This is a genomic window from Stutzerimonas kunmingensis (genome assembly GCF_014764705.1).
GTDB lineage: Bacteria > Pseudomonadota > Gammaproteobacteria > Pseudomonadales > Pseudomonadaceae > Stutzerimonas.
The window spans coordinates 88,999-113,432 of the sequence record NZ_JACXXG010000005.1 but is presented as its reverse complement, the minus strand read 5'-3'; the positions used below and the strand labels follow the sequence as shown (position 1 = coordinate 113,432).

General features: G+C 61.4%; 26 protein-coding genes. 2 read left to right on the top strand and 24 right to left on the bottom strand.

Features of this window, described 5'->3' with window-relative positions; translation table 11 throughout:
* Positions 1-8: 8 nt before the first annotated feature.
* From IEG05_RS06675 to IEG05_RS06615, 13 genes are all read right to left on the bottom strand, one after another.
* Positions 9-794 (bottom strand): TatD family hydrolase, encoded by a 786-nt coding sequence (locus IEG05_RS06675; protein ID WP_014820888.1) that lies wholly within the window; start codon positions 792-794, stop codon positions 9-11.
* 119 nt (positions 795-913) lie between these two features.
* Entirely contained in the window at positions 914-1,270 is a 357-nt protein-coding gene (locus IEG05_RS06670; RefSeq protein ID WP_003283656.1) for a PilZ domain-containing protein, read from the bottom strand.
* Positions 1,271-1,301: 31 nt separating this feature from the next.
* Positions 1,302-2,288, bottom strand: a complete 987-nt coding sequence (locus tag IEG05_RS06665) for a DNA polymerase III subunit delta' (RefSeq protein ID WP_014820889.1) — start codon at positions 2,286-2,288, stop codon at positions 1,302-1,304.
* Entirely contained in the window at positions 2,281-2,913 is a 633-nt protein-coding gene (tmk, locus tag IEG05_RS06660; protein WP_041014478.1) for a dTMP kinase, read from the bottom strand. Before tmk ends, IEG05_RS06665 begins: the two co-directional genes overlap by 8 nt.
* On the bottom strand, positions 2,910-3,980 hold the full coding sequence (gene mltG / locus IEG05_RS06655; RefSeq protein WP_046618613.1) for an endolytic transglycosylase MltG: 1,071 nt from the start codon (positions 3,978-3,980) through the stop codon (positions 2,910-2,912). The genes tmk and mltG overlap by 4 nt, the downstream gene beginning before the upstream one ends.
* Positions 3,977-4,792 carry an aminodeoxychorismate lyase gene (gene pabC, locus IEG05_RS06650; RefSeq protein ID WP_046618615.1) on the bottom strand — a complete coding sequence of 272 codons (816 nt, stop codon included), beginning with the start codon at positions 4,790-4,792 and terminating at the stop codon, positions 3,977-3,979. Before pabC ends, mltG begins: the two co-directional genes overlap by 4 nt.
* Positions 4,793-4,794: 2 nt before the next feature.
* Positions 4,795-6,039: a beta-ketoacyl-ACP synthase II gene (gene fabF / locus IEG05_RS06645; protein ID WP_044316189.1), complete on the bottom strand. Its 1,245-nt coding sequence runs from the start codon at positions 6,037-6,039 to the stop codon at positions 4,795-4,797.
* A gap of 173 nt (positions 6,040-6,212) precedes the next feature.
* On the bottom strand, positions 6,213-6,449 hold the full coding sequence (acpP, locus tag IEG05_RS06640; protein WP_003283670.1) for an acyl carrier protein: 237 nt from the start codon (positions 6,447-6,449) through the stop codon (positions 6,213-6,215).
* Between the two features lie 193 nt (positions 6,450-6,642).
* On the bottom strand, positions 6,643-7,386 hold the full coding sequence (fabG, locus tag IEG05_RS06635; RefSeq protein WP_042922585.1) for a 3-oxoacyl-ACP reductase FabG: 744 nt from the start codon (positions 7,384-7,386) through the stop codon (positions 6,643-6,645).
* Positions 7,387-7,400: 14 nt separating this feature from the next.
* Positions 7,401-8,339: an ACP S-malonyltransferase gene (fabD, locus tag IEG05_RS06630; protein WP_042922584.1), complete on the bottom strand. Its 939-nt coding sequence runs from the start codon at positions 8,337-8,339 to the stop codon at positions 7,401-7,403.
* A 62-nt stretch (positions 8,340-8,401) separates the two neighbouring features.
* Positions 8,402-9,472: a phosphate acyltransferase PlsX gene (plsX, locus tag IEG05_RS06625; RefSeq protein WP_046618617.1), complete on the bottom strand. Its 1,071-nt coding sequence runs from the start codon at positions 9,470-9,472 to the stop codon at positions 8,402-8,404.
* 3 nt (positions 9,473-9,475) lie between these two features.
* Positions 9,476-9,658 carry a 50S ribosomal protein L32 gene (gene rpmF, locus IEG05_RS06620; protein WP_046618619.1) on the bottom strand — a complete coding sequence of 61 codons (183 nt, stop codon included), beginning with the start codon at positions 9,656-9,658 and terminating at the stop codon, positions 9,476-9,478.
* Between the two features lie 12 nt (positions 9,659-9,670).
* A complete protein-coding gene (locus IEG05_RS06615; RefSeq protein WP_080950564.1) occupies positions 9,671-10,198 on the bottom strand; it encodes a YceD family protein in 528 nt (175 codons plus the stop codon).
* A 103-nt stretch (positions 10,199-10,301) separates the two neighbouring features.
* On the opposite strand from IEG05_RS06615, the gene IEG05_RS06610 reads away from it, so the two are divergent.
* Positions 10,302-10,880, top strand: coding sequence for a Maf family protein (locus IEG05_RS06610; RefSeq protein ID WP_046618623.1), 579 nt, complete (start codon positions 10,302-10,304; stop codon positions 10,878-10,880).
* 14 nt (positions 10,881-10,894) lie between these two features.
* On the opposite strand, the gene sppA is transcribed toward IEG05_RS06610, so the two are convergent.
* Genes sppA through rluC form a run of 3 tightly spaced genes read right to left on the bottom strand, consistent with a single transcriptional unit; the run spans position 10,895 to position 13,500 of the window.
* Entirely contained in the window at positions 10,895-11,878 is a 984-nt protein-coding gene (gene sppA, locus IEG05_RS06605; RefSeq protein ID WP_046618625.1) for a signal peptide peptidase SppA, read from the bottom strand.
* On the bottom strand, positions 11,868-12,554 hold the full coding sequence (locus IEG05_RS06600) for an HAD-IA family hydrolase (RefSeq protein ID WP_023446723.1): 687 nt from the start codon (positions 12,552-12,554) through the stop codon (positions 11,868-11,870). Before IEG05_RS06600 ends, sppA begins: the two co-directional genes overlap by 11 nt.
* Positions 12,547-13,500: a 23S rRNA pseudouridine(955/2504/2580) synthase RluC gene (gene rluC / locus IEG05_RS06595; protein ID WP_014820901.1), complete on the bottom strand. Its 954-nt coding sequence runs from the start codon at positions 13,498-13,500 to the stop codon at positions 12,547-12,549. Before rluC ends, IEG05_RS06600 begins: the two co-directional genes overlap by 8 nt.
* A gap of 557 nt (positions 13,501-14,057) precedes the next feature.
* On the opposite strand from rluC, the gene rne reads away from it, so the two are divergent.
* Positions 14,058-17,192 (top strand): ribonuclease E, encoded by a 3,135-nt coding sequence (gene rne, locus IEG05_RS06590; RefSeq protein ID WP_191121784.1) that lies wholly within the window; start codon positions 14,058-14,060, stop codon positions 17,190-17,192.
* Between the two features lie 372 nt (positions 17,193-17,564).
* Here the strand turns inward: rne and murB are convergent, their stop codons facing one another.
* From murB to IEG05_RS06550, 8 genes are all read right to left on the bottom strand, one after another.
* Positions 17,565-18,584 (bottom strand): UDP-N-acetylmuramate dehydrogenase, encoded by a 1,020-nt coding sequence (murB, locus tag IEG05_RS06585; protein ID WP_046618629.1) that lies wholly within the window; start codon positions 18,582-18,584, stop codon positions 17,565-17,567.
* Complete coding sequence (locus IEG05_RS06580; protein WP_046618630.1) at positions 18,581-19,045, bottom strand: low molecular weight protein-tyrosine-phosphatase; 465 nt, start codon at positions 19,043-19,045, stop codon at positions 18,581-18,583. Before IEG05_RS06580 ends, murB begins: the two co-directional genes overlap by 4 nt.
* 1 nt (position 19,046) lies before the next feature.
* The gene (gene kdsB, locus IEG05_RS06575; protein WP_046618632.1) at positions 19,047-19,811 is read right to left on the bottom strand and encodes a 3-deoxy-manno-octulosonate cytidylyltransferase; all 765 of its coding nucleotides are present in this window, start codon (positions 19,809-19,811) and stop codon (positions 19,047-19,049) included.
* A complete protein-coding gene (locus IEG05_RS06570; protein ID WP_003299639.1) occupies positions 19,808-19,993 on the bottom strand; it encodes a Trm112 family protein in 186 nt (61 codons plus the stop codon). Before IEG05_RS06570 ends, kdsB begins: the two co-directional genes overlap by 4 nt.
* 45 nt (positions 19,994-20,038) lie before the next feature.
* Positions 20,039-21,043, bottom strand: coding sequence for a tetraacyldisaccharide 4'-kinase (gene lpxK, locus IEG05_RS06565; protein ID WP_046618633.1), 1,005 nt, complete (start codon positions 21,041-21,043; stop codon positions 20,039-20,041).
* On the bottom strand, positions 21,043-21,471 hold the full coding sequence (locus IEG05_RS06560) for an ExbD/TolR family protein (RefSeq protein WP_014820907.1): 429 nt from the start codon (positions 21,469-21,471) through the stop codon (positions 21,043-21,045). Before IEG05_RS06560 ends, lpxK begins: the two co-directional genes overlap by 1 nt.
* On the bottom strand, positions 21,468-22,100 hold the full coding sequence (locus IEG05_RS06555) for a MotA/TolQ/ExbB proton channel family protein (RefSeq protein ID WP_046618636.1): 633 nt from the start codon (positions 22,098-22,100) through the stop codon (positions 21,468-21,470). Before IEG05_RS06555 ends, IEG05_RS06560 begins: the two co-directional genes overlap by 4 nt.
* Before the next feature lie 71 nt (positions 22,101-22,171).
* Positions 22,172-24,397 (bottom strand): DNA internalization-related competence protein ComEC/Rec2, encoded by a 2,226-nt coding sequence (locus tag IEG05_RS06550; protein WP_080950565.1) that lies wholly within the window; start codon positions 24,395-24,397, stop codon positions 22,172-22,174.
* Positions 24,398-24,434: the final 37 nt, after the last annotated feature.

Genomic DNA, 24,434 nt, shown 5'->3' with positions numbered 1-24,434 from the left:
CGGCGACGTCAGCTGCGCACCCTGGCCAGCGGGAACAGTGTCTTGAAGTTGGCAGTGGTTTGCTCAGCCAGAGCCTCGAACGGAACGCCACGCAACTCCGCAACAAACTCGGCGACCTCCCGCACATACTGCGGCAGGTTGGCTTTGCCACGGTGGGGAACCGGCGCCAGATACGGCGAATCGGTTTCGACCAGCAAGCGATCAGCCGGAACTCTGCGGGCCACATCGCGCAGCGCATCGGCATTGCGGAACGTGACGATCCCCGACAGCGAGATATAGAAACCGAGATCAAGCGCAGCCTTGGCCATGTCCCAGTCCTCGGTAAAGCAATGCAATACACCCGCCTGCGGCAGCGCCGCTTCACGCAGCAGATCCAGCGTATCGGCGCGGGCAGCCCGGGTGTGCACGATGACCGGTTTGCCGGTCAGCCTGGCTGCTTCAAGATGCAGCCGGAAGGACTGCTGCTGCATCTGCGCAGCTTCGGGCTCGTAGTGGTAATCCAGACCGGTTTCACCAATGGCAACCACATGCGGATGCTGGAGCTCGCCAAGCAACCAGTCCAGCACCGGCTGGCTCGTCGGCTCGAGATCCAGAGGATGAACACCGATCGAGCAATCCACGTCGGCATGGCGCTCGGACAGCGATCTGACCGTCGCTGCGTTGTCGGCGCTAACGCCGATGCAGAGGAAATGCCCGACACCGCGCGAGCGCGCAGCGTCCAACGCGGCATCCAGTGAACCGTCATGTGCGGTCAGGTCGAGTCGGTCAAGGTGACAGTGGGAATCTACCAGCATGAAATGCACTACTTGCTATCGCGAAAAAGGGGCGATTGTAGAGCAAATGGCCGGTTGTCAGGAAAGGCCAACGAACACCCTGCCGTCTGGCGAGGGATGACGTTCAGTGACTCAGAGCGTTACATCGTGTGGGTCGGACGGTCGGATTTGAGCGCACCGGCTAGATAGGTTTCGATCTTGTTGCGTGCGGTACTGTCGCCTTCGTTGAACTGCACGCCAATTCCCGCAGCGCGACTGCCCTGGGCACCCTTTGGGGTGATCCAGACGACCTTGCCGGCAACGGGAATCTTTTCCGGCTCGTCCATCAGGTTGAGCAGCATGAACACTTCGTCGCCAAGCTTGTAGCTCTTGTTGGTCGGGATGAACAGACCTCCATGCTTGATGAAGGGCATGAACGCGGCATAGAGCACCGACTTGTCCTTGATGGTCAGGGACAGGATGCCATTACGCGGACCAAGATTTGCTGGCAGGCTCATGCGGTGTTCCTAACGAAAATTCCAGTCGATTCTAGCCCGCGCCGGGCAGCGTTGCCCACTGCACCAGCAGCGCTTCGAGAAGCAACACACGGTTGAGGTTGGCTTTGCCTAGCACTTTTTGCCGATGTTCGAGCAGCCAGTCCTGCAGCGCCATCACTTTGTGTTGCGCTGACTTCTGCGCAAGGTACTGCAACACCTTCTGCATATCGGCTGCACCGAGCTCAGCATCATCACCGGCCATCTGATACCGCAGGATCAGATGCGTCCACTCGCAAAACCAGTCGAACAGCAGGATCAGCGGCAGCGCATTCCAGCCCTCAGCCAGCTGACTGGGTGACTGTTGCTGCTTGAGCAGCTTCTTCACGCTGTCGACAACCTGCGCGCGCAAATCCAGTACTTTCTGCTCATGCAACTTCAAGGCGGCCAGAGGTGACCCCGCCGCCAGTGTCAGTAGCTGCTCACGCAGCTCCGCTGCCAGCTCGGGGAGCTGTCCAGCCAGCCAGTCGAGACTCTGTTGCCGTCCCGGCAGAGGGCAGGCCTGCTGCACGCAACGGCTCTTGATGGTCGGCAACAGGCGACTCGGCTGGTGACTGATGAGCAGCAGTACCGTATCGCCGGAGGGCTCCTCAAGGCTCTTGAGCAATGCGTTGGCCGCATTGAGATTCATCGCCTCGGCGGGCTCCAGCAGTATCACCTTGCGCCCACCCAGCTGCGCAGTCTGGGTGACGAAGCCGACCAGATCACGCACCTGGTCGACCCGTATGGCCTTGTCGACCTCTTCCGGCTCGAGTATGTAATGGTCCGGGTGCGTATGTGCAGCCAACAGCTGACAAGCCTTGCATTCACCACAGGCCGTGGCGTTCACGGGCCGCTGGCAAAGCAGCAGCGCCATCAATTGCTCGGCGAGCTGCCGCTTGCCGATGCCGCCAGGACCGTGCAGCAGGTAAGCGTGAGCATGCTGCGTACGACCTGCCAGCTGCCGCCAGAGCTCCGCTTGCCAGGGGAGGACGTCAGCCATCGAGGCGCCCCATCAGGTCGGGAATCAGGGCCTGTACATCCTGCTGCACGACATTCAATGGCTGCCCTGCATCGATGATTCGATAGCGCGACGGCGCAGCCTTGGCGCGCTCCAGATAGGCGCGCCGTACCGATTCGAAAAAGCGGAGGCCTTCCTGTTCGAAGCGATCCAGACGACCGCGCGCCGCAGCACGGGCCAGCCCCACCTCGACCGGCAGGTCGAAGATCAAGGTCAGATCAGGTCGCAGCTCACCCTGCACGAAGGCTTCCAGCTGGGCGATCCGCTCGATAGAGAGCCCTCGACCCCCGCCCTGATAGGCATAGGTGGCATCGGTGAAACGATCGCAGAGCACCACCGCCCCGCGCTCCAGTGCCGGGCGTATGACCTGCGCGAGATGCTGAGCACGTGCGGCGAAGACCAGCAGCAACTCGGTATCCACCGCCATCGGCTCGTCGGCCGGGGTGAGAAGCAGCTCGCGGATACGCTCGGCCAGCGGCGTCCCACCGGGCTCACGGGTCAGCACGACATCCACGCCACATGCGCGCAGGCGCTCGGCGAGATATTCACGATTGGTGCTCTTGCCGGCCCCTTCAGGGCCTTCGAGGGTCACGAAGAGTCCTTTCATTGTACGTTTCCGTTGTCCGCCGGTGCCTGCCGTGGCGGCGGGCTGGAGCGGTAGTCGGCACGGCGCTTGAGCTGATACTCGCGCACCGCACGGTTGTGCTGATTGAGCGTATCGCTGAAAACATGGCTGCCATCGCCACGGGCGACGAAGTAGAGACTGGTGCCATCCGCCGGATGCAGCGCGGCGTGGATCGCCTCGCGCCCGACCATCGCGATCGGGGTCGGCGGCAGGCCGGCATTGGTGTAGGTATTGTAGCGTGTCGGCGTGCGCAGATCGGCGCGGGTGATCCGGCCCTTGTACTTCTCACCCATGCCGTAGATAACGGTTGGGTCGGTCTGCAGCAGCATGCCCCGCGCCAGCCTGCGCACAAAGACGCCGGCAATCTCTCCACGCTCGCCGGGCACGCCGGTTTCCTTCTCGATGATCGAGGCCATGATCAGCGCCTGATAAGCGTCCTTGTACGGTAGCTCCCTGGCACGCTGCTGCCACTCCTCCTCGAGGACCTGCTCCAGCCGGGCGTAGGCACGGCGCAAGAGGTCTGCATCGGATGTGCCGCGGGTGAAACGATAGGTATCTGGGAAGAAGCGTCCTTCCGGGTGCTGGCCCGACGCACCTATGCGCGACATGATTTCGGCATCAGTCAAACCATCCAGGGTTTGCTCCAGCTTGGGCTGATTCTGCAGGGCGCTACGCAACTGGCGGAAGTTCCAGCCCTCGACCAGAGTCAGGCTGTATTGCACCACTTCGCCACGCTGCCAAAGCCCGATCATGTCCCGCGCCGTCATAGTGGGGGTCAGGCGATACTCGCCGGTGTGCAAGCTCTGCCCGGACAGGTTCAAACGCCAATACAAACGCAACCAGAAGGCATCCTCCAATACGCCTTCGGCCTCCAACCGCTGAAGTACGCCACTGGGCGTATCGCCCGGACGCACGTCGAGCAGCAGGGCCTCGTCGGTAACGGCCAGAGGCTGCTCGAGCGCAGCATGCTGTTTCCAGGTGAACAGCCCGAGCGCAATCGCCGCCAACAGCAACACTGTCAGCAGAAGAACAAGAATTATACGGATCACGAATCACTCAACAGGTCGGCGACAACGGACTGCAGTTTACGGGTCAGCGGACCGACGGGCCAGACGCACTCGGCCAAAGCTGTCACGGGCCAGATGCCGTAAAGGCTGTTGCAGAGGAATACCTCATCGGCCTGCACAAGCTCGGCATAGTTGATGTCGTCGATCACGACCGGGAGCCCGTGCTGTGCTGCGCGCGCAATGATCTCCGCACGCATGACCCCAGCGACTCCGCAACGAGTCAGCGGCGCGGTACGCAGTTTTCCGGCTTCCACGATGAACAGATTGCTGAAAACGCCCTCCACCACTCGGCCGGACATATCGCGCATCAACCCTTCCGCGTAGACCGGATCATGCCACTCGGCACGCGCCAACACCTGTTCCAGGCGATTCAGATGCTTGATGCCGGCGAGTCGCGGTTGCTCGGCAAGCCGGGTCTCGCACGGAAATAGCCTGATGCCGGTTTCAGCATGCTGTGGCGGATAAGATGGAGAGGACGAGCCTAACAGCAGACGCTGCGGCTGACACGGCTGTGGCGTTGCATAACCACGCTGTCCGGCGCCACGCGTGACGATGAGCTTGGCGACGCCCTGCCCCAGTGCCCGGCAGAAGCGCATCAGCTCATTGCGCAGCAGATTTGCATCAACGGGAATGGCGAGGCGCTCACACCCATCTTGCAGCCGCTGCAGATGGCGTTCGACCAACCGCGCCTGGCCACCTGCGACGCGAATAGTCTCGAACAGCCCATCGCCGTAGGCCAGTCCTCGATCATGAATGGGCAGCCCATCACAGGGCTCCCCGTTCAGCCAGCTCAATGTCACTCGGCGAACCGGCGGAATACCAGCGAACCGTTGGTTCCGCCAAAACCGAACGAGTTGGACACCGCCACTTCGATCGGTCGGGGCTTGGCCTCGTGCGGAACGAAATCAAGGTCGCAGCCTTCATCCGGCTCATGCAGATTGATGGTCGGCGGAGCGACCTGATCACGAATAGCCAGAACACTGAAGATCGCTTCCACCGCACCGGCAGCACCCAGCAGGTGGCCGACCATGGATTTGGTCGAACTGACCGACAGCTCATAGGCGTGATCACCGAATACGCTGCGAATAGCAGCAGCCTCGGCCTTGTCACCTGCGGGAGTCGAGGTGCCGTGTGCATTGATGTAATGCACCTGATCGACATTCAACTGGGAGTCCTTCAGCGCATTGCGGATGCAGCGCGCAGCACCGGCGCCGTCGTCGGGCGGCGAGGTCATGTGGAACGCATCGGCGCTCATGCCGAAACCGATCAGTTCGGCATAGATGTGCGCCCCCCGGGCCTTGGCATGCTCCAGCTCCTCCAGCACTAGCGCACCGGCACCATCGGAGAGGACGAAACCGTCGCGCCCCTTGTCCCAGGGCCGGCTCGCAGCCGCCGGGTCATCGTTGCGGGTGGACAGTGCGCGTGCTGCTGCAAAGCCTCCGATACCAAGCCCACTGGCAGCCATCTCGGAACCGCCGGCCACCATGACATCCGCCTCGCCATAGGCAATGTTACGGGCGGCCATGCCAATGCAGTGGGTGCCCGTGGTACAGGCGGTAGCGATCGCATAGTTGGGGCCCTGCAATCCCAGATGGATCGACAGGAAACCAGACACCATGTTGATGATGGAGCCCGGCACGAAGAAGGGAGATATACGCCGCGGACCTTGCTCGATAAGTGCCTTGCAGCTGTTTTCGATATTGGTCAGGCCGCCGATACCGGACCCCATCGCGACGCCGATGCGCTCCCGATTGGCGTCAGTGACCTCCAGCCCGGAATCACGCACCGCCTGGAAACTCGCGGCAAGGCCGTACTGAATGAAGAGGTCGAGTTTGCGTGCCTCTTTTGCCGGCAGATACTGCTCGACATCGAAGCTTTTGATCGACCCGCCAAAACGAGTGGAATAGGCAGAAAGATCCATGTGCTCGATCAGGCCGATACCACTGCGGCCGGCGAGAATTCCCTGCCAGCTGCTTGGCACATCGTTACCCAGTGGCGATAGCATGCCCATCCCGGTGACTACGACGCGTCTACGCGACACAGCGATTACTCCTATACCTAAACGTACTTGGCTCGGTTCCCGCCAAGACAGGAACCATCCCCGGTTGGGTGCAATGGAGCCCCCGCGACCTGGATGAATCCCTCTCAAAGAAAAGCCGCACTACCTCGTTCAAAGGCAGTGCGGCTGTTCCTGTTTCTGAAGCAGATTACAACTTACTGCGCGTGCGCGTTGATGTAATCGATGGCTTCCTGAACGGTGGTGATCTTCTCAGCTTGCTCGTCCGGGATCTCGGTCTCGAATTCCTCTTCCAGAGCCATCACCAGCTCAACGGTGTCAAGAGAGTCGGCACCCAGGTCTTCGACGAAGGAAGCGCTGTTGGTTACTTCCTCTTCTTTAACGCCAAGTTGCTCGGCAACGATTTTCTTGACGCGTTCTTCGATGGTGCTCATACCTTGTTTTCACTCCTATGGAAAAATCAGGCAGCTGGTTTGCGCGGTAGTGTATAGAAAGCGTTTTCCGCATTTCAAGCTGGAAGCAGGCAAGCATGACGCCGCCTTCAACCTTCTGTCTATAAACCAGCTGCGGTTTTATAGCTAATTTAAAGACAGCCTCTAAGACTGTCCTCCTGCGTAGGCGTCACACTCAGCTCATGTACATGCCGCCATTCACCGGAACGGTAGCACCGGTGACGTAGGCAGCGCCGTCCGAAGCGAGAAACGCAACGACCTTTGCAATTTCTTCGGCCTGACCGAGACGTCCCAGGGGAATCTGCCCCACGAGCGCATCACGCTGGGCTTCCGGCAACTCGCGAGTCATGTCGGTATCAATGAAACCAGGCGCCACGGAATTTACCGTGATACCACGAGAACCGACCTCACGAGCCAATGCACGGCTGAAACCCTCCAGACCGGCCTTGGCTGCCGCGTAGTTTACCTGTCCGGCGTTGCCCATGGCACCAACCACCGAACCGATATTGATGATTCGCCCCCAGCGAGCCTTGGTCATGCCGCGCAGCACGGCCTTGGAAAGGCGATACAGGCTATTCAGGTTGGTGTTGATGACGTCATGCCACTCATCATCCTTCATGCGCAGCATCAAGTTATCGCGGGTAATACCGGCATTGTTGACCAGGATTGCCGGCTGCCCGAGATGCTGCTGAATGTGCTCAAGAGTGCTGCTGACAGATTCATCGTTGCCAACATCGAGCACCAGCCCAGCGCCTTCGATACCGTTTTCCTTCAGTGTCTCGGCGATGCGCTCGGCGCCGGTTGGCGTGGTCGCAGTACCAATTACGATCGCGCCCTGGCGGCCCAACTCAAGGGCAATGGCCTGGCCAATACCGCGGCTCGCGCCGGTTACCAACGCCACCTTACCTTGCAGATTCATAGCATTCTCCTTGTTCAAGCCAATGCGGCACGAGCGGCCGCGAAGGCCTCGGGGGTATCCAGATTGTAGGTGCTGACGCCCTTGACGCAGCGTTTGTTGAGGCCCGACAGAACCTTGCCGGGTCCGCACTCGACCAGCGAGGTGACGCCACGGTCTCCCAGAGCAACCATGGACTCGACCCAGCGCACCGGACTGTAGAGCTGTGCCAGCAGATCACGCTTGAGCACTTCCAGATCCGCGACGACTGCTGCGCTGACGTTCTGCACCAACGGAATCTGCGGCGCTTGCCATTCGATCGACTCCACCGAGGAAGCGAAGCGTTCGGCAGCCGGGCGCATCAGATCGCAGTGAGAGGGGACACTCACCGGCAAAGCCATCGCACGCTTGGCACCCTTGGCCTTGCACGCTTCGATCGCGCGCTCTACCGCCGCCGCACTGCCGGCAATCACCACCTGACCCGGAGCGTTGAAGTTGACCGCACTGACCACCTCACCTTGCGCGGCCTCGGCACAGGCGGCCAATACATCGGCATCTTCCAGCCCGAGAATGGCGGCCATGCCGCCCTGCCCGGCCGGCACTGCCTGCTGCATCAATTGACCGCGCAATTCAACCAGCTTGATGGCGTCAGCGAACGGCAGGCTGCCCGCCGCCACCAGAGCGGAGTACTCACCGAGGCTGTGTCCGGCAACGAATGCGGGCTGCGCGCCGCTTTCTGTCTGCCACAAACGCCAGATTGCAATGGAGGCGGCAAGAATCGCCGGCTGGGTCTTGTCGGTCTGATTCAGCTGTTCTTCCGGACCGGTCTGGGTCAACGCCCAAAGGTCGTACCCGAGCGCCGAAGATGCCTCGGCAAAAGTATCGACGACCACGCTTTGCTGGGCACCCAGCTCGGCCAGCATGCCAAGGGACTGAGACCCCTGACCGGGAAAGACGAAAGCAAGTGATGCGGACATGAAACGACTCTCTTGTGGTTCTGTTCGTCTGAAGAATACGCCAGGGACCGGCGTCGCGAATTTCAGTTGGATGGCTGGCCACCACCTGCGGTCACATCATCCACATCATCGAACGGATGAGGCGGCCGCAGAAAATGCCCCAGCCTGCTCCTCAGTTGCCCAGGGAGATCATGCTCGACATCCTGCGCCGCGCGCCGGATCGCTGCTTTGAAGCCCTCCGCGCCGGCACTACCATGACTCTTGACGACAATTCCCTGCAGCCCGAGAAAGCTCGCACCGTTGTACTGAGCCGGATTGAGATCCGCCCGCAGACGGCGCAACAACGGCAATACGACAGCACCGACAATGCGCGCGCCAAGCGAACGTTTGAAAAGCGCCTCGACTCTGGCGACCAGCATCCCAGCCAAGCCCTCGCTGGATTTGAGCAATATGTTGCCGACAAAGCCATCGCATACGACCACGTCGGCTTCACCGCGATACAGACCATCCCCCTCGATGAAGCCCTGATAGTTGAGATCAGCGGCCTGCTGCAACAGCAGCGCGGCTTGCTTGACCTGCTGATTGCCCTTGATCTCTTCGGTACCGACATTCAGCAGCGCGACCCTAGGCTGTTGTCGCCCCAGCGATTCGGCCGCCACAGCCCCCATGACAGCAAACTGGAAAAGCTGCTCGGGCGGGCAATCGACATTTGCGCCCAGGTCCAGCAGCAGGCATGGGTCAGCCTGCGTAGGGAGCGCTGTCACCATCGCCGGCCGATCGATACCTGGCAGCGTTCTCAGAACCTGGCGCGCCAATGCCATCAGCGCGCCGGTGTTACCGGCGCTTACACAAGCATTGGCATTACCGTCGCGAACCTGCTCGAGGGCAATACGCATGGAAGAGCGTGGCTTGCCACGCAATGCCTGAGCCGGGCGTTCAGCCATACCAATGATTTCAGGCGCATCGACGATTTTCAGGCGCGAACGATCGACCCCAGGATGCTGGGCGACAAGCTGTTCGAGAAGGGAAGATTGGCCGACAAGGACCAGATGCAGCGAGGGGCTTTCAGCCAGACAGGACAGACTGGCAGGAACAATGCAGTGGGGACCGAAGTCCCCACCCATTGCATCGATCGCGATGACCGGAGCGGACAAGGATTACTCGTCAGCGCCCTTGTCGATCACCTTGCGACCACGGTAGAAACCGTCCGGGGACACGTGGTGACGCAGGTGAACTTCACCGGTGCTCTTTTCCACGGACAGCGCGCTCGGCTCGAGAGCGTCATGGGAACGACGCATGTCACGGGCGGAACGGGATTTTTTGTTCTGCTGAACAGCCATTTGGATCAACTCCTAAACGTTTGGGTCACGCTTTAACTGCGCCAGTACGCTGAACGGGTTGGACCGCGTTACCTCGTCCTCACTCGGTTCAGGCTCATCTGGCCCAACCGGCGGCTGGCAAATTTCAGGGTCATGGAGTGGAACAATCGGCAGAGCGAGCAACAGCTCGTCTTCGACCAGCGCCAGCAGATCCAGAGGATCCTCTCCCACTTCCAGCACGTCATACCCTTTGGGCAGGTGCTGGCTGCTCGCCCCTTCATTCACAACCGCGTAATCGCACTCGCTGTGAATCGGCAGAACAACCGGCTCCAGACAACGCTGGCAAATCATTTTGACTTCAACGTCGAGCTGACTACGGATAACCGCAGTACGCTGCTCGTCGCGCCCAAAGGCAAAACTGGCGCGCACCACACCCTGATCCTCTTCAAGAGGATCGGCGAGCCGCTTCAGCTGCGACAATTGCAGCTCACCGGCTAGGGTGGCCGCTCGGTCGGCGAGCTTGCGCGGATCAACGTGCGGTGGTATCGGTCCTTTCAACATAAGCGCGGCATTCTAGGGACGCGCCCGCAGCCTGTCAAAGGAATTCCGCCCAGCTTCACGACGCAACGCATACAATCTCGCACCTGTATATAAAGGAGGAATCATGCGCCGCCTGCTGCTTGCATCCAGCTCACCCTATCGACAGGAATTGCTCTCCCGGCTGGGACTGCCGTTCGAAAGCTGCGCCCCGGATATCGATGAAACCCATCTACCCGGAGAAAGCGCCGAACAACTCGTAAACCGACTCGCCGAGCAGAAGGCCAGAGCGCTTGCCGAGCGGTATCCGAATCACCTGATTATCGGCTCCGATCAGACTGCAGTATTGGACTCGAAGATTATCGGCAAACCGCACACGTTCGAGCGGGCAAAACAGCAACTGCAATCCGCCAGCGGCAACAGCGTCCGATTTCTGACCGGACTGGCGCTCCTCGACAGCGCGACAGGCAGAATTCAGACCGACTGCATACCGTTCACCGTACACTTCAGAGAACTAGATGAAGCCCGAATCGAGCGCTATCTGAGAATTGAAAAGCCCTACGATTGCGCGGGCAGTTTCAAGGCTGAAGGATTAGGCATCAGTCTTTTCCGCGCCACCGAAGGCGAGGACGTTACCAGCCTGGTAGGCCTTCCGCTCATCCGCCTAGTGGACATGCTACTGAACGCAGGCTACGACGTTCCGTGAGCGCGAGCCGGCTGCTATCGCAACACCGGCCCCTGCACCCCAACCAGAACAGCCAAGCGTTCGGCGACGCCAGCACCAAGTTTCTTGGTAAAACGATCCAGCGGCGACTCTTTGACAGTGAAGTCCACCAGCTCGGGCTCACCGATCACCTCGCGCGCGACATGCGCCGTACTTCCCAAACCATCGATCAACCCGAGCTCCAATGCCTGCTCCCCAGACCAGATCAGACCTGAGAACAACTCCGGATGCTGCTCCTCCTGAAGGCGATCGCCGCGACCACGCTTGACGCTGTCGATGAACTGCTGATGGGTGGTAGCCAGCACGCCTCGCCAGAACTGGGTCTCCTCAGGCTTTTCCGGCTGGAACGGATCCAGAAAAGCCTTGTGCTCACCCGCCGTATAGACACGCCGCTCGACGCCGAGCTTTTCCATGGTATCAACGAAGCCAAAGGTGGCCGCGGTTACACCGATCGACCCCACCAGACTGGACTTGTCAGCATAAATTTCGTCCGCGGCGCTAGCGATGTAGTACGCACCCGACGCCCCCAGGTCGGTAATCACCGCATAGACCTTGATGGTCGGATGTTCGCCGCGCAAACGCCGGATTTCGTCATATATATAGCCCGACTGCACCGGACTGCCCCCCGGGCTGTTGATTCGCAGCACCACACCCTTGGTATTGGCGTCCTCGAAGGCTGCCCGCAAGGCACCGACGACGTTATCGGCGCTGGCAGGCTCTTCATCCGCGATCATGCCGCGCACATTGATGACCGCCGTATGACTACCCTCCGCGCCCTTGCTGGAACCAAACTGCAGCGCCGGGGAAAACAGTGCCAGCGCGCCGAACAGGTAAATGAAGGTCAATAACTTGAAGAAGATACCCCAGCGCCTAGCGCGCCGCTGCTCCTGAACCCCTGCAAGCAGCGTCTTCTCCAGCAGCTTCCAGCTATTACGATCACCCTTGGACTCGTCTACCGGAGCCTTCCACTCATCCGACATTTGCATTCACCTCAGAAACCGCCAAGGAGCGCAGCCAATCACCAAGCTCCGAAAAATGATTGATCGCAGTGCGCGGCTTGCACTGCTGCAGGATGTGCAGTGGTTGTGCGCCATAAGCGACAGCTACGCCATCCACACCCGCGCGATGAGCCATCTGCAGGTCAAACACCGAATCACCGACCATCAGCGCCTGCTCCGGACGAGCACCGCAGTGAGAAAGAATCTGGTGGATCATCAGTGGATCGGGCTTGCTTGCCGTCTCGTCCGAACAACGGGTGATATCGAAGAAGTCCTCCCACCCCTGCCCAGCCAAAACGCGATCAAGGCCGCGACGCCCCTTTCCAGTCGCGACAGCGAGCATATACCCGGCGTCACGGAACTCGGATAACGCCTTGGCGACTCCCGGATAAAGAGCTGAAGGCTGGGTCTCCAGGGACAGATAATACTCGCTATAGCAGTGACGAAAATCCTCGATCAGCGCGACATCCGCCTGATCCGGATACAACACGCCAATCGCTTCCGGCAAGGCCAACCCGATGATGCCCTTGACCGAGGCATCATCGACCTGCGGCAAACCACAATTTTGCGCCGCAACATGTATCGATTCGACAATACGCCCGATCGAGTCGACCAGCGTGCCATCCCAATCAAATATCAGAACCCGGTACTCACTCACCGAGACGCTCCAGCGTTCGCGCCCACATTTCGTCGACGGGCGCCTCCAGGGATAACTCACCGCCATCAGGCAAGGGAACCTTCAGCGCGTATGCATGCAGGAACAATCGCTTGCCGCCTAGTTCGCGAATCTCGCGAGTGAACTCCTCATCACCGTACTTGCTGTCGCCGGCGATGCTGTGCCCGGCATGGCGCGCGTGCACACGAATCTGGTGCGTGCGACCGGTAACTGGCTTGGCCTCCACTAGCGTTGCGAAGTCACCAAAGCGACGAAGCACGCGAAACAATGTCAGCGCTTCCTTGCCGTCTTCGGTCACCTCGACCATTCGCTCACCAGAGCGCAGTGTGTTCTTCAGCAACGGCGCATTGACCTGCTTCTTCGACGTTTCCCAGCGACCACGCACCAGAGCCATATAACGCTTGTCTACACCGTCACCGCGCAACGCCTGATGCAGGTGGCGCAACATGCTGCGCTTCTTGGCGACCATCAGCAGACCGGAGGTATCGCGATCCAGTCGATGCACCAATTCAAGCTCCTTGGCATCAGGACGCAGTTGCCGCAAAGCCTCGATCACCCCGTAGCTGAGCCCGCTACCACCATGCACAGCTATGCCGGCCGGTTTATTCAGTACGATGAGCGCCTTGTCCTCGTGCACGATGGCCTTTTCCAGCCTTTCCAACAGTCCTTGAGCAAGCGGCTCAGGCTCGTCGCGCTCGGCCAGGCGCAGCGGCGGCACGCGCACCAGATCACCGGCTTGCAACTTGTACTCAGGCTTGATGCGCCCTTTGTTCACACGCACCTCGCCCTTGCGCAAGATGCGGTAGATCAACGTCTTGGGCACGCCTTTGAGCTGATTGCGGAGAAAGTTATCAATGCGCTGGCCGGCAAGTTCCGGCGCGACCTCGAGTATTTGCACACCGGAGGTCTGGGAGGGGGTATTGGTCATCGCGGCATCATATCAATTTTCATGGAATTGAAGCACTTAAACATTGCTGTTATAGTCGCGAACGCCGCCAAAAGCGGTCAGGTCCAGGGATGCCAGCGATACCGCCAACCCAGACCGGCAAAAAAATGTTCTAGGACGTGAGGCCGTCCGACGGAGCTTCCCTCAAGTAGCGGAGAAGTTGCGAAACAAGCCTTGAAGACATGATGCGTGCCCCCTATGGGAATCGCGATAATCGACAACCCGCTCCCCGGATTCTGCGAGCGGCACCCGATTTTCAAAGTATGCGTGTTGGGTGGAGATGCACAGCATCGGATTGCGTAGCAAAGGCTTTCACAGACGCTTCATTCCGTCCGCTACCGATGCCTGATTCCTCCTCCCGAACCATTGCTTCTGTTCCGACAGCAAGCAGGAGACGTCGTCGCGACGCCGGCCCATTTGGCCGCACATCGCTGGACACTGGAGTGCTTTACAGCCATTCCTGACTCACCTGACACCGACCGCGAGAGTCGTGTGTGCCGAACGCCGTTTCCGGATGCCACGGAAACCGACGGTACTACATGAAAAGAATGCTAATTAACGCAACTCAGCCCGAAGAGTTGCGTGTCGCACTGGTCGACGGCCAACGTCTGTTCGATCTGGACATCGAATCAGGTGCCCGCGAGCAGAAGAAAGCCAACATCTACAAGGGCAAGATCACCCGCGTCGAGCCCAGTCTCGAAGCTGCTTTCGTCGACTTCGGCGCCGAGCGCCATGGCTTCCTCCCCCTCAAGGAAATTTCTCGCGAATACTTCAGCAAATCGCCTGAAGGCCGCGTGAACATCAAGGACGTCCTGCGCGAAGGCCAGGAAGTCATCGTTCAGGTCGAAAAAGAAGAGCGCGGCAACAAAGGCGCTGCACTGACCACCTTCATCAGTCTGGCCGGCCGTTATCTGGTCCTGATGCCGAACAATCCGCGTGCTGGTGGCATTTCGCGCCGCATCGAAGGTGAAGAACGCAATGAATTGCGTGAAGCCCTGAACGGTCTCGATATCCCCGCTGACATGGGTCTGATCGTCCGCACGGCAGGCCTGGGCCGCTCCAGCGAAGAGCTGCAGTGCGACCTCGACTATCTGTTGCAGCTCTGGACCGCAGTCAAGGATGCGTCCCAGGATCGCCCCGCGCCATTTCTGATCTATCAGGAATCCAACGTCATCATCCGCGCCATCCGCGACTACCTGCGCCAGGACATCGGCGAAGTGCTGATCGACAGTGTCGAAGCACAGGACGAGGCATTGAGCTTCATCCAGCAGGTGATGCCGCAGTACGCCAGCAAGATCAAGCTGTACGAAGATTCCGTACCGCTGTTCAACCGCTTCCAGATCGAAAGCCAGATCGAGACGGCCTTCCAGCGTGAAGTAAAACTGCCTTCCGGCGGCTCTATCGTCATCGATCCGACCGAAGCATTGGTATCCATCGACATCAACTCGGCTCGCGCCACCAAGGGTGGCGACATCGAAGAAACCGCCCTGCAGACCAATCTGGAGGCGGCCGAGGAAATCGCCCGCCAGCTGCGTTTGCGCGACATCGGCGGACTCATCGTCATCGACTTCATCGACATGACCCCTGCCAAGAACCAGCGCGCCGTCGAGGAGAAGATGCGCGAAGCACTGGAAGCCGACCGTGCACGTATCCAGGTCGGCCGTATCTCGCGCTTCGGTTTGCTGGAAATGTCCCGCCAGCGTCTGCGCCCCTCTCTGGGCGAGACCAGCGGCATCGTCTGCCCACGCTGCAACGGCCAAGGCATCATTCGTGACGTCGAATCGCTGTCGCTGGCGATTCTGCGCCTGATCGAAGAAGAAGCCCTCAAGGACCGCACCGCCGAGGTTCGCGCCCGCGTGCCGTTCCAGGTAGCAGCATTCCTGCTCAACGAGAAACGCAACGCGATCACCAAGATCGAGCTGCGCACCCGTGCGCGCATCTTCATACTGCCGGACGATCACCTGGAAACGCCGCACTTCGAAGTTCAGCGACTGCGTGACGACAGCCCAGAAATCATGGCAGGCCAAGCCAGCTACGAAATGAGCCCGACCGAGGCCGAAGAAGCTCAGCCGGTCAGCTCCACACGCACCCTGGTTCGTCAGGAAGCGGCGGTCAAGACCGCACCGCAGCGCACCGCACCGGCGGCAGCCGCCGCAGCGCCAGCCGAAACACCCGTTGCCGCGCCGGTGCAGGAACCAAGTCTGTTCAAGGGCCTGATCAAATCCCTGGTCGGACTGTTCGCAGGCGAGACGAAAGAACCGCAGGCCACAGCCGAAGTCGAGAAGAAGCCCGCCTCGCCGCGCCCGCAGCGCAATGACGAGCGCCGCAGCGGACGCCAGCAGAACCGTCGCCGCGATTCGCGCGGTGGCCGTGATGAGGAGCGCAAGCCGCGCGAAGAACGCCAGCCCCGTGAGGAGCGCCAAGCTCGCGAGGAGCGTCAGCCCCGCGAAGAGCGCCAGCCGCGCCCACCACGCGAGGAACGCAAACCCCGTGAACAGGCCGAAGTTGCCGAAAGCCAGCCGCGCCGCGAGCGAGCCCCACGCGAGGACCGCAAGCCCCGCGAGGAGCGTAAGCGCGAACTGCGAGCACCAATCGACGAAGCTCCGATCGCTGTAGCAGCAGAAGAAGAGCAGGCCGAGCGGCAACCACGCGCCCCGCGCGAAGAGCGCAAGCCGCGCGCCGAACGGCAAGCCCCGGTAGCCGCCGATGAGCTGCTGCAGCAAACCGAGGATGCGAACGAAGCCGAGGACGCCCAGGACTCCAACGAGGGCAGCGAAGGCAACGACGGCGACCGCCCACGCCGCCGCTCCCGCGGCCAGCGTCGTCGCAGCAATCGCCGTGAGCGTCAGCGTGACGCCAACGGTAACGAAATCGACGAGGTCGACGAGAGCAACGCCCCGGTGAAAACCGAGGAAATCGCCGTCGCAGCAACAGCCGCCGCCCTGGCCGCGAACACCGCCGACACCGAAGCGGCTCCACAGGCTAAGCTCGCTGATGACGCCGTGATTCAAACCAGCACCGATGGTGTAGCGACGATTGTCGAGCATGCGCCAAGCGTGGAAAGTACGGACAAGCAGCGCACTGTGGCCGAGCAGTCGATAGCTATCGAAGCTGCAGACGAGACATCGACACACGCTGCCGAAGTTGCGCCGAGCGAAGCAGCACAGGTCGTCCAAGCCGACGTCACCCCGCAGCCTGCCCCGGAGCCGGTGGTCGAGAAAGTCGAAGTCGCACCGGCCGTGGCGCCAGTACTGGCGCCGAGCGGACGCGCGCCTAATGATCCGCGCGAGGTCCGTCGCCGTCAGCGTGAAGCCGAGCGTCTGGCCAAGGAAGCGGCAGAAGCCGACGCCAAGGCCGCAGCGGAGCAACCTCTGGCCAGCCCGGAGATCGTCGCCAGCGAGCCAGTCGTCGAAGCGCAAGTTGAACAAGTTGCGGAGCCGGTGGCTGCCGACGCCCAGCCTGAGCAGTTCGCCGAGCCAGTCACCACCCTCCACGAGCAGTCGCTCGCCGAGGCTGACGAGCCCGCCGAACAAGCACAGGTGTCGACCGCTGAAGTAGACGAGCAGAAGCCAGAAGCACCGACAACTGAGGAAGTGGTTCAGCCATCACCCCAGGAGCCGGAACAAGCTGCAGAAGGTGACCAGCCAGATAACCGTGAGAAGCCGCAAGGCTAAACACCGCCGGCCTAAAAAAGGGATGCTTCGGCATCCTTTTTTTTGCATTGTCCCGTCCTGAATAAGGTTTACACCTTCGTCTTATTCATCAGGAGAACGCTCATGGCAGAAGGGGTGCGGCGCAGTCAGCAAGGCTATTCACTGCCCCATCTCTCCCCGAAAAAGCCGTCACTGCAAGCTTGAGAAGCCGGACCGGCTGCAGGTCGAAATTGAGCTCGCTTACATCCGATGCACATCGCAGGTTCTGCTTGGTTGCCCGCGCTAGGCGAACCGAAGTACGAGATCAGTACAACTCAAGCGACCGGAACCAGATATCTACACCACCGCACGGCCTGGCTTTAACGCAGCGAGAACTGACCGTACGAGTCGTAGTCAGAGCACATTTGGCTCGATATCAAGGCTTACGCCGAAGCGCTCCAGCACATCGGCCTGGATACGTCGCGCCAGGTCCAGCAGCTGCACCCCCGTGGCCAGGCCATGATTGACCAGCACCAACGCCTGCAGCCGATGCACCCCTGCGTCGCCGTCACGAAATCCCTTCCAGCCAGCCTTCTCGATCAGCCAGCCAGCCGCCAGTTTCACTTGACCGTCGGCTTGCGGATAACCGACCAGCTCGGGGTAACGGTCGCGCAGCGTCTGAGCAGCGGCAGCCGGCACCAGCGGATTCTTGAAGAAACTCCCGGCATTGCCCAGCTGCTGTGGATCCGGCAGCTTTTCACTGCGGATGGCACAAACAGCTCGGCTCACATCCTGCGCGGAAGGTACGGTAATCCCCTGCTCCGCCAAACGCTGGCGGATCGGCCCATACTCAAGATGCAGCGCTGCCTGGCGACGCAACGCGAAACGCACTCGCAGAATCAGAAAACGCCCGGGCTGCTGTTTGAACAGACTGTCGCGATAACCGAATGCGCAGTCGTCCTCGCTGAACTCACGGATGATCCCAGTTTCACTATCCAGCGCAGTGAGCCCTGCAAATACGTCCTTGATCTCGACACCGTAGGCACCGATATTCTGGATTGGTGATGCACCAACGGTACCTGGTATCAGGCTCAGATTCTCGAGGCCCGCCAAGCCTTGATCCAGCGTCCAGAGCACGAATGGGTGCCAGGGCTCGCCTGCCTCCGCCTCGACCAGAACCTGCTCGGCAGACTCATCGATGATGCGTTTGCCACGGCTGGCCATATGCAGGACAAGCGCCGGCACGTCACGAGTCAGCAGCAAGTTGCTGCCACCACCGATCGGCAGCAGCGGAACGTCGAGCCGACGCGCCTGGGCGAGCGCGTCACGAACATCCTCATCGTTATGAGCGGCCGCGAAGTAGCGCGCACGCTGATCGACAGCGAACGTGTTGAATGCCTTGAGTGATCGGTTCGATTCGAGGATCAGGCTCACAGTTGCCCCTTCAATTCCGCAAGCAGCGCATCACAGGCCTCCTCGAGGAGATCCAACACTTCCTCGAAGCCGCCTGCCTCGCCGTAGTAAGGGTCTGGCACCACGTCACGCGCCAGTCCGCAACGGCGTAGCAACAGATCAAGCTCCGCCCTGCTCGCTTCGGGGCGCAAGGCCTCCAGTCGAGCCAGGTTGTCGTGATCCATCGCCAGAATAAGGTCGAAACGCAGGAAGTCTTCCGGCTGCACCTGGCGCGCGCGCAGCGCTGTCAGCCGATAGCCGCGTTTGCCGGCCGCGGCGCAAGCACGCGAGTCCGGAGCCTTGCCCACATGCCAATCGCCGGTCCCAGCAGAATCGATCTCGATCCGACTGCCGAGCCCGGCCTGCTCGACGCGCTGGCGAAACACGCCTTCGGCGGTGGGCGAACGGCAGATGTTGCCCATGCAGACGAACAGGATTCTCATCTCAGCCGCCCAGCAGACGACGGACCCGCTCCAGGTCTTCCGCGGTATCCACCCCCGCAGGCGGTGCCTGTACCGCGTCTGCAACGTGAATACGCTGGCCGTGCCAGAGCGCGCGCAACTGCTCCAGACACTCGGTGTCCTCGAGCCAGCAAGGACCCCAGGAAACGAAATCAGCGAGGAAACCGGCGCGATAGGCGTAGATACCAATGTGCCGGCGGTACGGCACGCCAGCAGGCAGTACGCTGCGATCGGCGGCAAACGCATCTCTTGCCCAGGGCAGCGGCGCCCGACTGAAGGTCAGCGCCAGGCCATTGGTGTCCGAGAGCACCTTTACCACGTTTGGATTGAACAGCGCCTGCACATCACTCAATGGTTCGGCGAGCGTGGCGATGGCCACCTCGGGGTGCGCAGCCAGATTGGCGGCAACCTGATCAATGACTGCCGGGGGAATCAGCGGCTCGTCGCCCTGCACGTTGACCACGATGGCGTCACTCGGCAGACCAAGCTGCTCGCACACCTCAGCCAGCCGGTCGGTGCCGGAGTTGTGGTCGGGGCGGGTCAAAACAACCTGCGCACCGAATGCCGAGCAGGCATCGACGATGCGCGAGTCGTCGGTGGCGATGACCGCGCGCTGAGCCGTGCTCTTGCTTGCCTGCTCCCACACGTGCTGGATCATCGGCTTGCCGGCGATGTCCTGCAATGGCTTGCCAGGCAGGCGGGTCGAGGCATAGCGGGCGGGAATCACGACAGTGTAGGCAGTGCTCATTTGTCGAGGCGCTCATCCACGTCCAGCGTACGGGCCTCGCTCTCGAGCATCACCGGGATGCCATCGCGCACGGGAAACGCCAGGGCGTCGGCCTTGCAGATCAGTTCCGACTTGTCATCGGTCAGCTTCAGCGGCCCCTTGCATAGTGGGCAGGCCAGTATGTCGAGCAGTTTGGTATCCATGCGCAGTCCTTGGAAGCGTTCGACTGCGATGGCAGTGCGAGCGGCTTAAGAGTGATCGGGCAGCAATCGCGCCAACTGGCCGTCGAACCAGGTGACGAAAGCCGCAGAAGGTACGGCGTGCACCTGAAGATATGACCAACCCGGCGGTGCGAATGCCCGGCATTTCACCGCATCCTTCTCGGTCATCACCAACGGCAGGGCGGGGCTGAATTCCAGCTGCTCCTGGCTGTAGGCGGCGTGATCGGCGAAGGGGTGCGGAATCGGACGCCAGTGTAGCGTTTCGAGCGTGGTGAAGAAACGCTGCGGGTTGCCGATGCCAGCCACCGCGTGCAGCCGCTGGCCGGCGGGAAAGTGATCGAGAGGCCAGCGCTCGCCGGAGCACAGTTCGACCAGCGCGACCGGCTTGAGGCTGAACGCATAGCCGTCGGCGGTATCCGAATCGGTGCCGTTGACCAGCACAGCATCCACGCTATTCAGGCGTTCGGCCGGCTCGCGCAAGGGGCCAGCCGGCAGGCAGCGCCTGTTGCCCAGCCCGCGTGCCGCGTCGATCAGTACGAGTTCGAGGTCCCTGGCCAGCCGATAGTGCTGCAGGCCATCGTCGGAAAGGATCAGGTCAAGCGATTCGGTCTCCAGCAGGCACCGTACCGCGCGTGATCGGTCGGGATCTATCATAAGCGGCACGCCGGTACGCTGCACGATCAACAGCGGCTCGTCGCCTGATTGCTCCGCCGAGTGTTCGGGTTGAACGCGCCAGGGCAGCGCCGACGGCCTGGCACCGTAGCCGCGGCTGACGACGCCGACGCGCAGCCCGCGGCTACGGCAATGCTCGATCAGCCAGAGAATCAGTGGAGTCTTGCCTGTTCCACCTACGGTGATGTTACCCACCACGATGACCGGCACTGGTGCGCGATAGGCAGCGCTTTCACCTTTGAGAAAGCGCCGTCGCTTTGCCTCGACAACGCGCCGATAGAGTAGCTCCAGCGGAGCCAGCACACATAGGGCCGGATGCCCCTGATACCAGGCGCGTTGCAGGCGATCGGCGAATGACATCAGGGAGAGGCCTGCGCCTCGACCGTGGTGATGCGCAGCTGGCCGAAGCCCAGCTTGCCGGCGGCATCCATCGCGGTGATCACCGCCTGATGCGGGGTCTTACCATCGGCGCTGATGACCATCGGCAGCCGATTGTCGCCGCCTGATTCCTTGCTCAACGCCGCCATCAGCGAATTGAGGTCGCTCTTCAGTAGCGCTTTGCCGTTGAGCGAATAATTGCCGGCCACGTCGATCAGCACTTCCAGCTGGCGGACCTCGGCATCCTGCGGCGGTGTACCGCTGGCGGCTTCCGGAAGATCGACCTTGAGCTGCGTTTCACGGGTGAAGGTCGTGGTGACCACGAAGAACAACAGCAGAATGAAGACCACGTCGATCAGCGGTGCCAGCCCAATCTCCACGTTCTCCCGGGGTTTGCGACGGAATTTCACGCCTTGCCCTCACCGAGATCGACATCGCGGTCGCCCTGCACCACTTCCACCAGCTTGATCGCTTCCTGCTCCATGCCAACGACCAGCTCGTCGACGCGGCGTTGCAGGAAACGATGGAAGAACAGCGCTGGGATACCGACCATCAGGCCCGCCGCGGTGGTGATCAGCGCCTTGGCGATACCGCCGGCGAGCAGCGGCGCGTTGGCCATGCCAGAGCCCATGAAGGCGCTAAAGATCTCGATCATGCCCAGCACCGTTCCCAGCAGGCCAAGCAAGGGCGCGATGCCGGCAATGGTGCCAAGGGCGTTGAGGTAGCGCTCCAGGTCGTGAACGACGCGCGCGGCCGCCTCTTCGATGCACTCCTTCATGATCTCGCGACCACGCTTGGAGTTGCTGAGGCCGGCGGCAAGAATCTCACCCAAAGGCGAATCCGCGCGCAGCTCCTTGAGCTTCTGGTTGCTGAGTTTCTTGTCCTTGATCCACTTCCACACCTGGCCAAGCAGATGCGGCGGCGTGACACGACTCGGGCGCAGTGTCCACAGGCGCTCAGCAACGATGCCGGCGGCGGCGATGGAACACAGGATGATTGGCAGCATTATCCAGCCGCCTGCTTTGACCAGCTCCCACACGAGATGAATCCCCCTCGAAAAAGTGGCGCCACTCTAGCATAGGGTCGCGGGGTCGCCGACGGCCGCCGTTCTCATTTTTCCCGCCAGAACCGACGTTCCGCACGCTGTATCTCCGCCACCGAGAAATCGCCGAGATCGATGCGGATCGCGCCGTGCAAGGCAGTGTCGTAAACGTCGATCGCGGACGCTTCGAGGCGAGCGGTCACAGTCGGATGAGGATGACCGAAAGCGTTGTGCAGGCTCCGTGAGATCAGCGCGGCGCTCGGTTCCACCGCTCGCAGGAATGGCTCCGACGATGAGCTGAGGCTGCCGTGATGAGGCAATAGCAACCACTGCGCCTTTACGTCCTGTCCGCTGAGCAGCAAAGCCTGCTCCGCGGCCTGATCGATATCGCCGGTAAGCAGAACCCGTTCGCCATTGGCCTCGACCAGCAGAACGCATGACGTCTGATTGCTTTCCCGGGCCGTCTGCCATTGCCAGAGACTGAAACGCACGCCGTTCCACCGCCACTCGGCACCGTTTTCACAGGGCTTGGCATTCAGATCGGTCGCATGTCGTTGCGGCTCCCCACTGACGGTCCGCGCGACCGGAAGCAGTCGACGGATCGCCTGAGCGCCACCGGAATGATCGTTATCCGCATGGCTCAGCAGCAGTATGTCCAGCCTCTTCACGCCCAGGCTTCGCAGCGACGGGAACACGACACGCTCGCCGGTATCGAAATCACCCTGCCTCGGTCCCGCATCGTAGAGCAACGCGTGCTCCCGGGTCTGCACCAGTACCGAAAGCCCCTGCCCCACATCCAGCACCGAGACCTGCGCCCGTCCTTCGGCTACTTCGGAATACGGGGGATACACCAACGGCGCGAGGAGCACCAGTCCGAGCGCACGCACCGGCACACCTGACGGCAATAACATCAACAGCACACCCAGCCCAATCATCAGCAAGGCCCAGATGGGTATACCGACCGCCAGCCAGGCGGGTTGCCAGGTAGCCATGGCGGACAGCAGCTCGAACAGCAGCGCCAGCGAGGTGCCGACCAACCAGAGTAGCGTCTCGCCGATAGCGCCCAACGGCAGAAGCAACGTACCGAGCAGCGCGAAGGGAACGGTGAGGCTTACCCAGGGTACGGCAATCAGATTGGCCAAAGGCCCGCTGGCGCTGACCGGCAGTCCCAGCGTCAGTAACAGAGGCAGCAGGCCGAGGGAAGCTGCCCATTGGGCGCGCGTCAGCGTCGCCCACCACTTCCATCGGCCGAGCCGACCGGAGAACGCCAGCGCGAGCACCGCAACGGCCCCGAATGAGAGCCAAAACCCCGGCTGCAACGAGACCAGGGGGTCGACCAGCAGGACACCATTCAGCGCCAGCAACAGCGGCTGCCAGACACCCAGATGACGAAAGCGCAAGCGCCAGAGCAGGACCACGGCGACCATGAGACACGCACGACGCACCGGCACATCGAACCCCGCGAGCCATCCATAGGAAAGCGCGCCAGCGAGAGCCAACGCGCATGCGCATGGAAGCCAGGGCCAACGGCTGGGCCAGAAGCCCCATCGAGCTGCTAGCGAAACCAGTCCGTATAGCAAGCCAGCCAGCATGCCGATGTGCTGTCCGGATATGACCATCAGGTGCACCGTGCCGGTGTCCTGCAACACCTGCCAATCCTCATGACTCAGGCCGGAGTCATCACCGACCACCAGTGCCGCAATCGCGCCTTGTCGACCGGACGCGGAGACCTCCATCAGACGGAGCCTCAAGCGGTCGCGCCAACTATTCACGGAGTGCGGCGCGAAGAGGCGCTCTCCCGCCTTGACCGAACCGGTCGCGCCAATGCGACGCGCCAGCAACCAGGCTTCGTAGTCGAACGCATGCGGATTGACCAGGCCACGCGGACGTTTCAGTCGAGCCGCAAGCCGCCAGCGCTCGCCGGCCCGCACTTGCGGGCCGCCGTACCAGGACAGACGCACCTTCGACGGCAGCCCAGCATGCCTCGACTCGATATCCTCCAACTCGAAGCGCACGACATCGCCCGTGCTGGTGGGCAATCCACTGACCGTCCCCTGGATCCAGTATGTCCGGCCATCTTGCGAAACGGGCAGGCGATCATCAATGGCACTCTGGCACTGCCAGCATGCCCAGGCGAACCCGAGGAGAAGCAACCCGGACGACGCCCAGCGCCGACGCGAAAGCAGCAAGCCCCCCAGCACGCCAAGCACGCACAAGATCCAGACAGAGGGCAACGCCGGTAAGAAACGGGGCAAGACGAGGCCTGCCGCGAGCGCCAACATCCATGTGCGCATGCTTTTTCGACTCCTGGAATCCATTCCGGGACCGCTG

Coding starts and splice junctions, on each gene's coding strand:
- IEG05_RS06675 (WP_014820888.1), bottom strand. CDS start 794: ATGCTGGTAGATTCCCACTGTCACCTTGACCGACTCGACCTGACCGCA.
- IEG05_RS06670 (WP_003283656.1), bottom strand. CDS start 1,270: ATGAGCCTGCCAGCAAATCTTGGTCCGCGTAATGGCATCCTGTCCCTG.
- IEG05_RS06665 (WP_014820889.1), bottom strand. CDS start 2,288: ATGGCTGACGTCCTCCCCTGGCAAGCGGAGCTCTGGCGGCAGCTGGCA.
- tmk (WP_041014478.1), bottom strand. CDS start 2,913: ATGAAAGGACTCTTCGTGACCCTCGAAGGCCCTGAAGGGGCCGGCAAG.
- acpP (WP_003283670.1), bottom strand. CDS start 6,449: ATGAGCACCATCGAAGAACGCGTCAAGAAAATCGTTGCCGAGCAACTT.
- fabG (WP_042922585.1), bottom strand. CDS start 7,386: ATGAATCTGCAAGGTAAGGTGGCGTTGGTAACCGGCGCGAGCCGCGGT.
- fabD (WP_042922584.1), bottom strand. CDS start 8,339: ATGTCCGCATCACTTGCTTTCGTCTTTCCCGGTCAGGGGTCTCAGTCC.
- rpmF (WP_046618619.1), bottom strand. CDS start 9,658: ATGGCTGTTCAGCAGAACAAAAAATCCCGTTCCGCCCGTGACATGCGT.
- IEG05_RS06615 (WP_080950564.1), bottom strand. CDS start 10,198: ATGTTGAAAGGACCGATACCACCGCACGTTGATCCGCGCAAGCTCGCC.
- IEG05_RS06610 (WP_046618623.1), top strand. CDS start 10,302: ATGCGCCGCCTGCTGCTTGCATCCAGCTCACCCTATCGACAGGAATTG.
- sppA (WP_046618625.1), bottom strand. CDS start 11,878: ATGTCGGATGAGTGGAAGGCTCCGGTAGACGAGTCCAAGGGTGATCGT.
- rluC (WP_014820901.1), bottom strand. CDS start 13,500: ATGACCAATACCCCCTCCCAGACCTCCGGTGTGCAAATACTCGAGGTC.
- rne (WP_191121784.1), top strand. CDS start 14,058: ATGAAAAGAATGCTAATTAACGCAACTCAGCCCGAAGAGTTGCGTGTC.
- IEG05_RS06580 (WP_046618630.1), bottom strand. CDS start 19,045: ATGAGAATCCTGTTCGTCTGCATGGGCAACATCTGCCGTTCGCCCACC.
- kdsB (WP_046618632.1), bottom strand. CDS start 19,811: ATGAGCACTGCCTACACTGTCGTGATTCCCGCCCGCTATGCCTCGACC.
- IEG05_RS06570 (WP_003299639.1), bottom strand. CDS start 19,993: ATGGATACCAAACTGCTCGACATACTGGCCTGCCCACTATGCAAGGGG.
- lpxK (WP_046618633.1), bottom strand. CDS start 21,043: ATGTCATTCGCCGATCGCCTGCAACGCGCCTGGTATCAGGGGCATCCG.
- IEG05_RS06550 (WP_080950565.1), bottom strand. CDS start 24,397: ATGCGCACATGGATGTTGGCGCTCGCGGCAGGCCTCGTCTTGCCCCGT.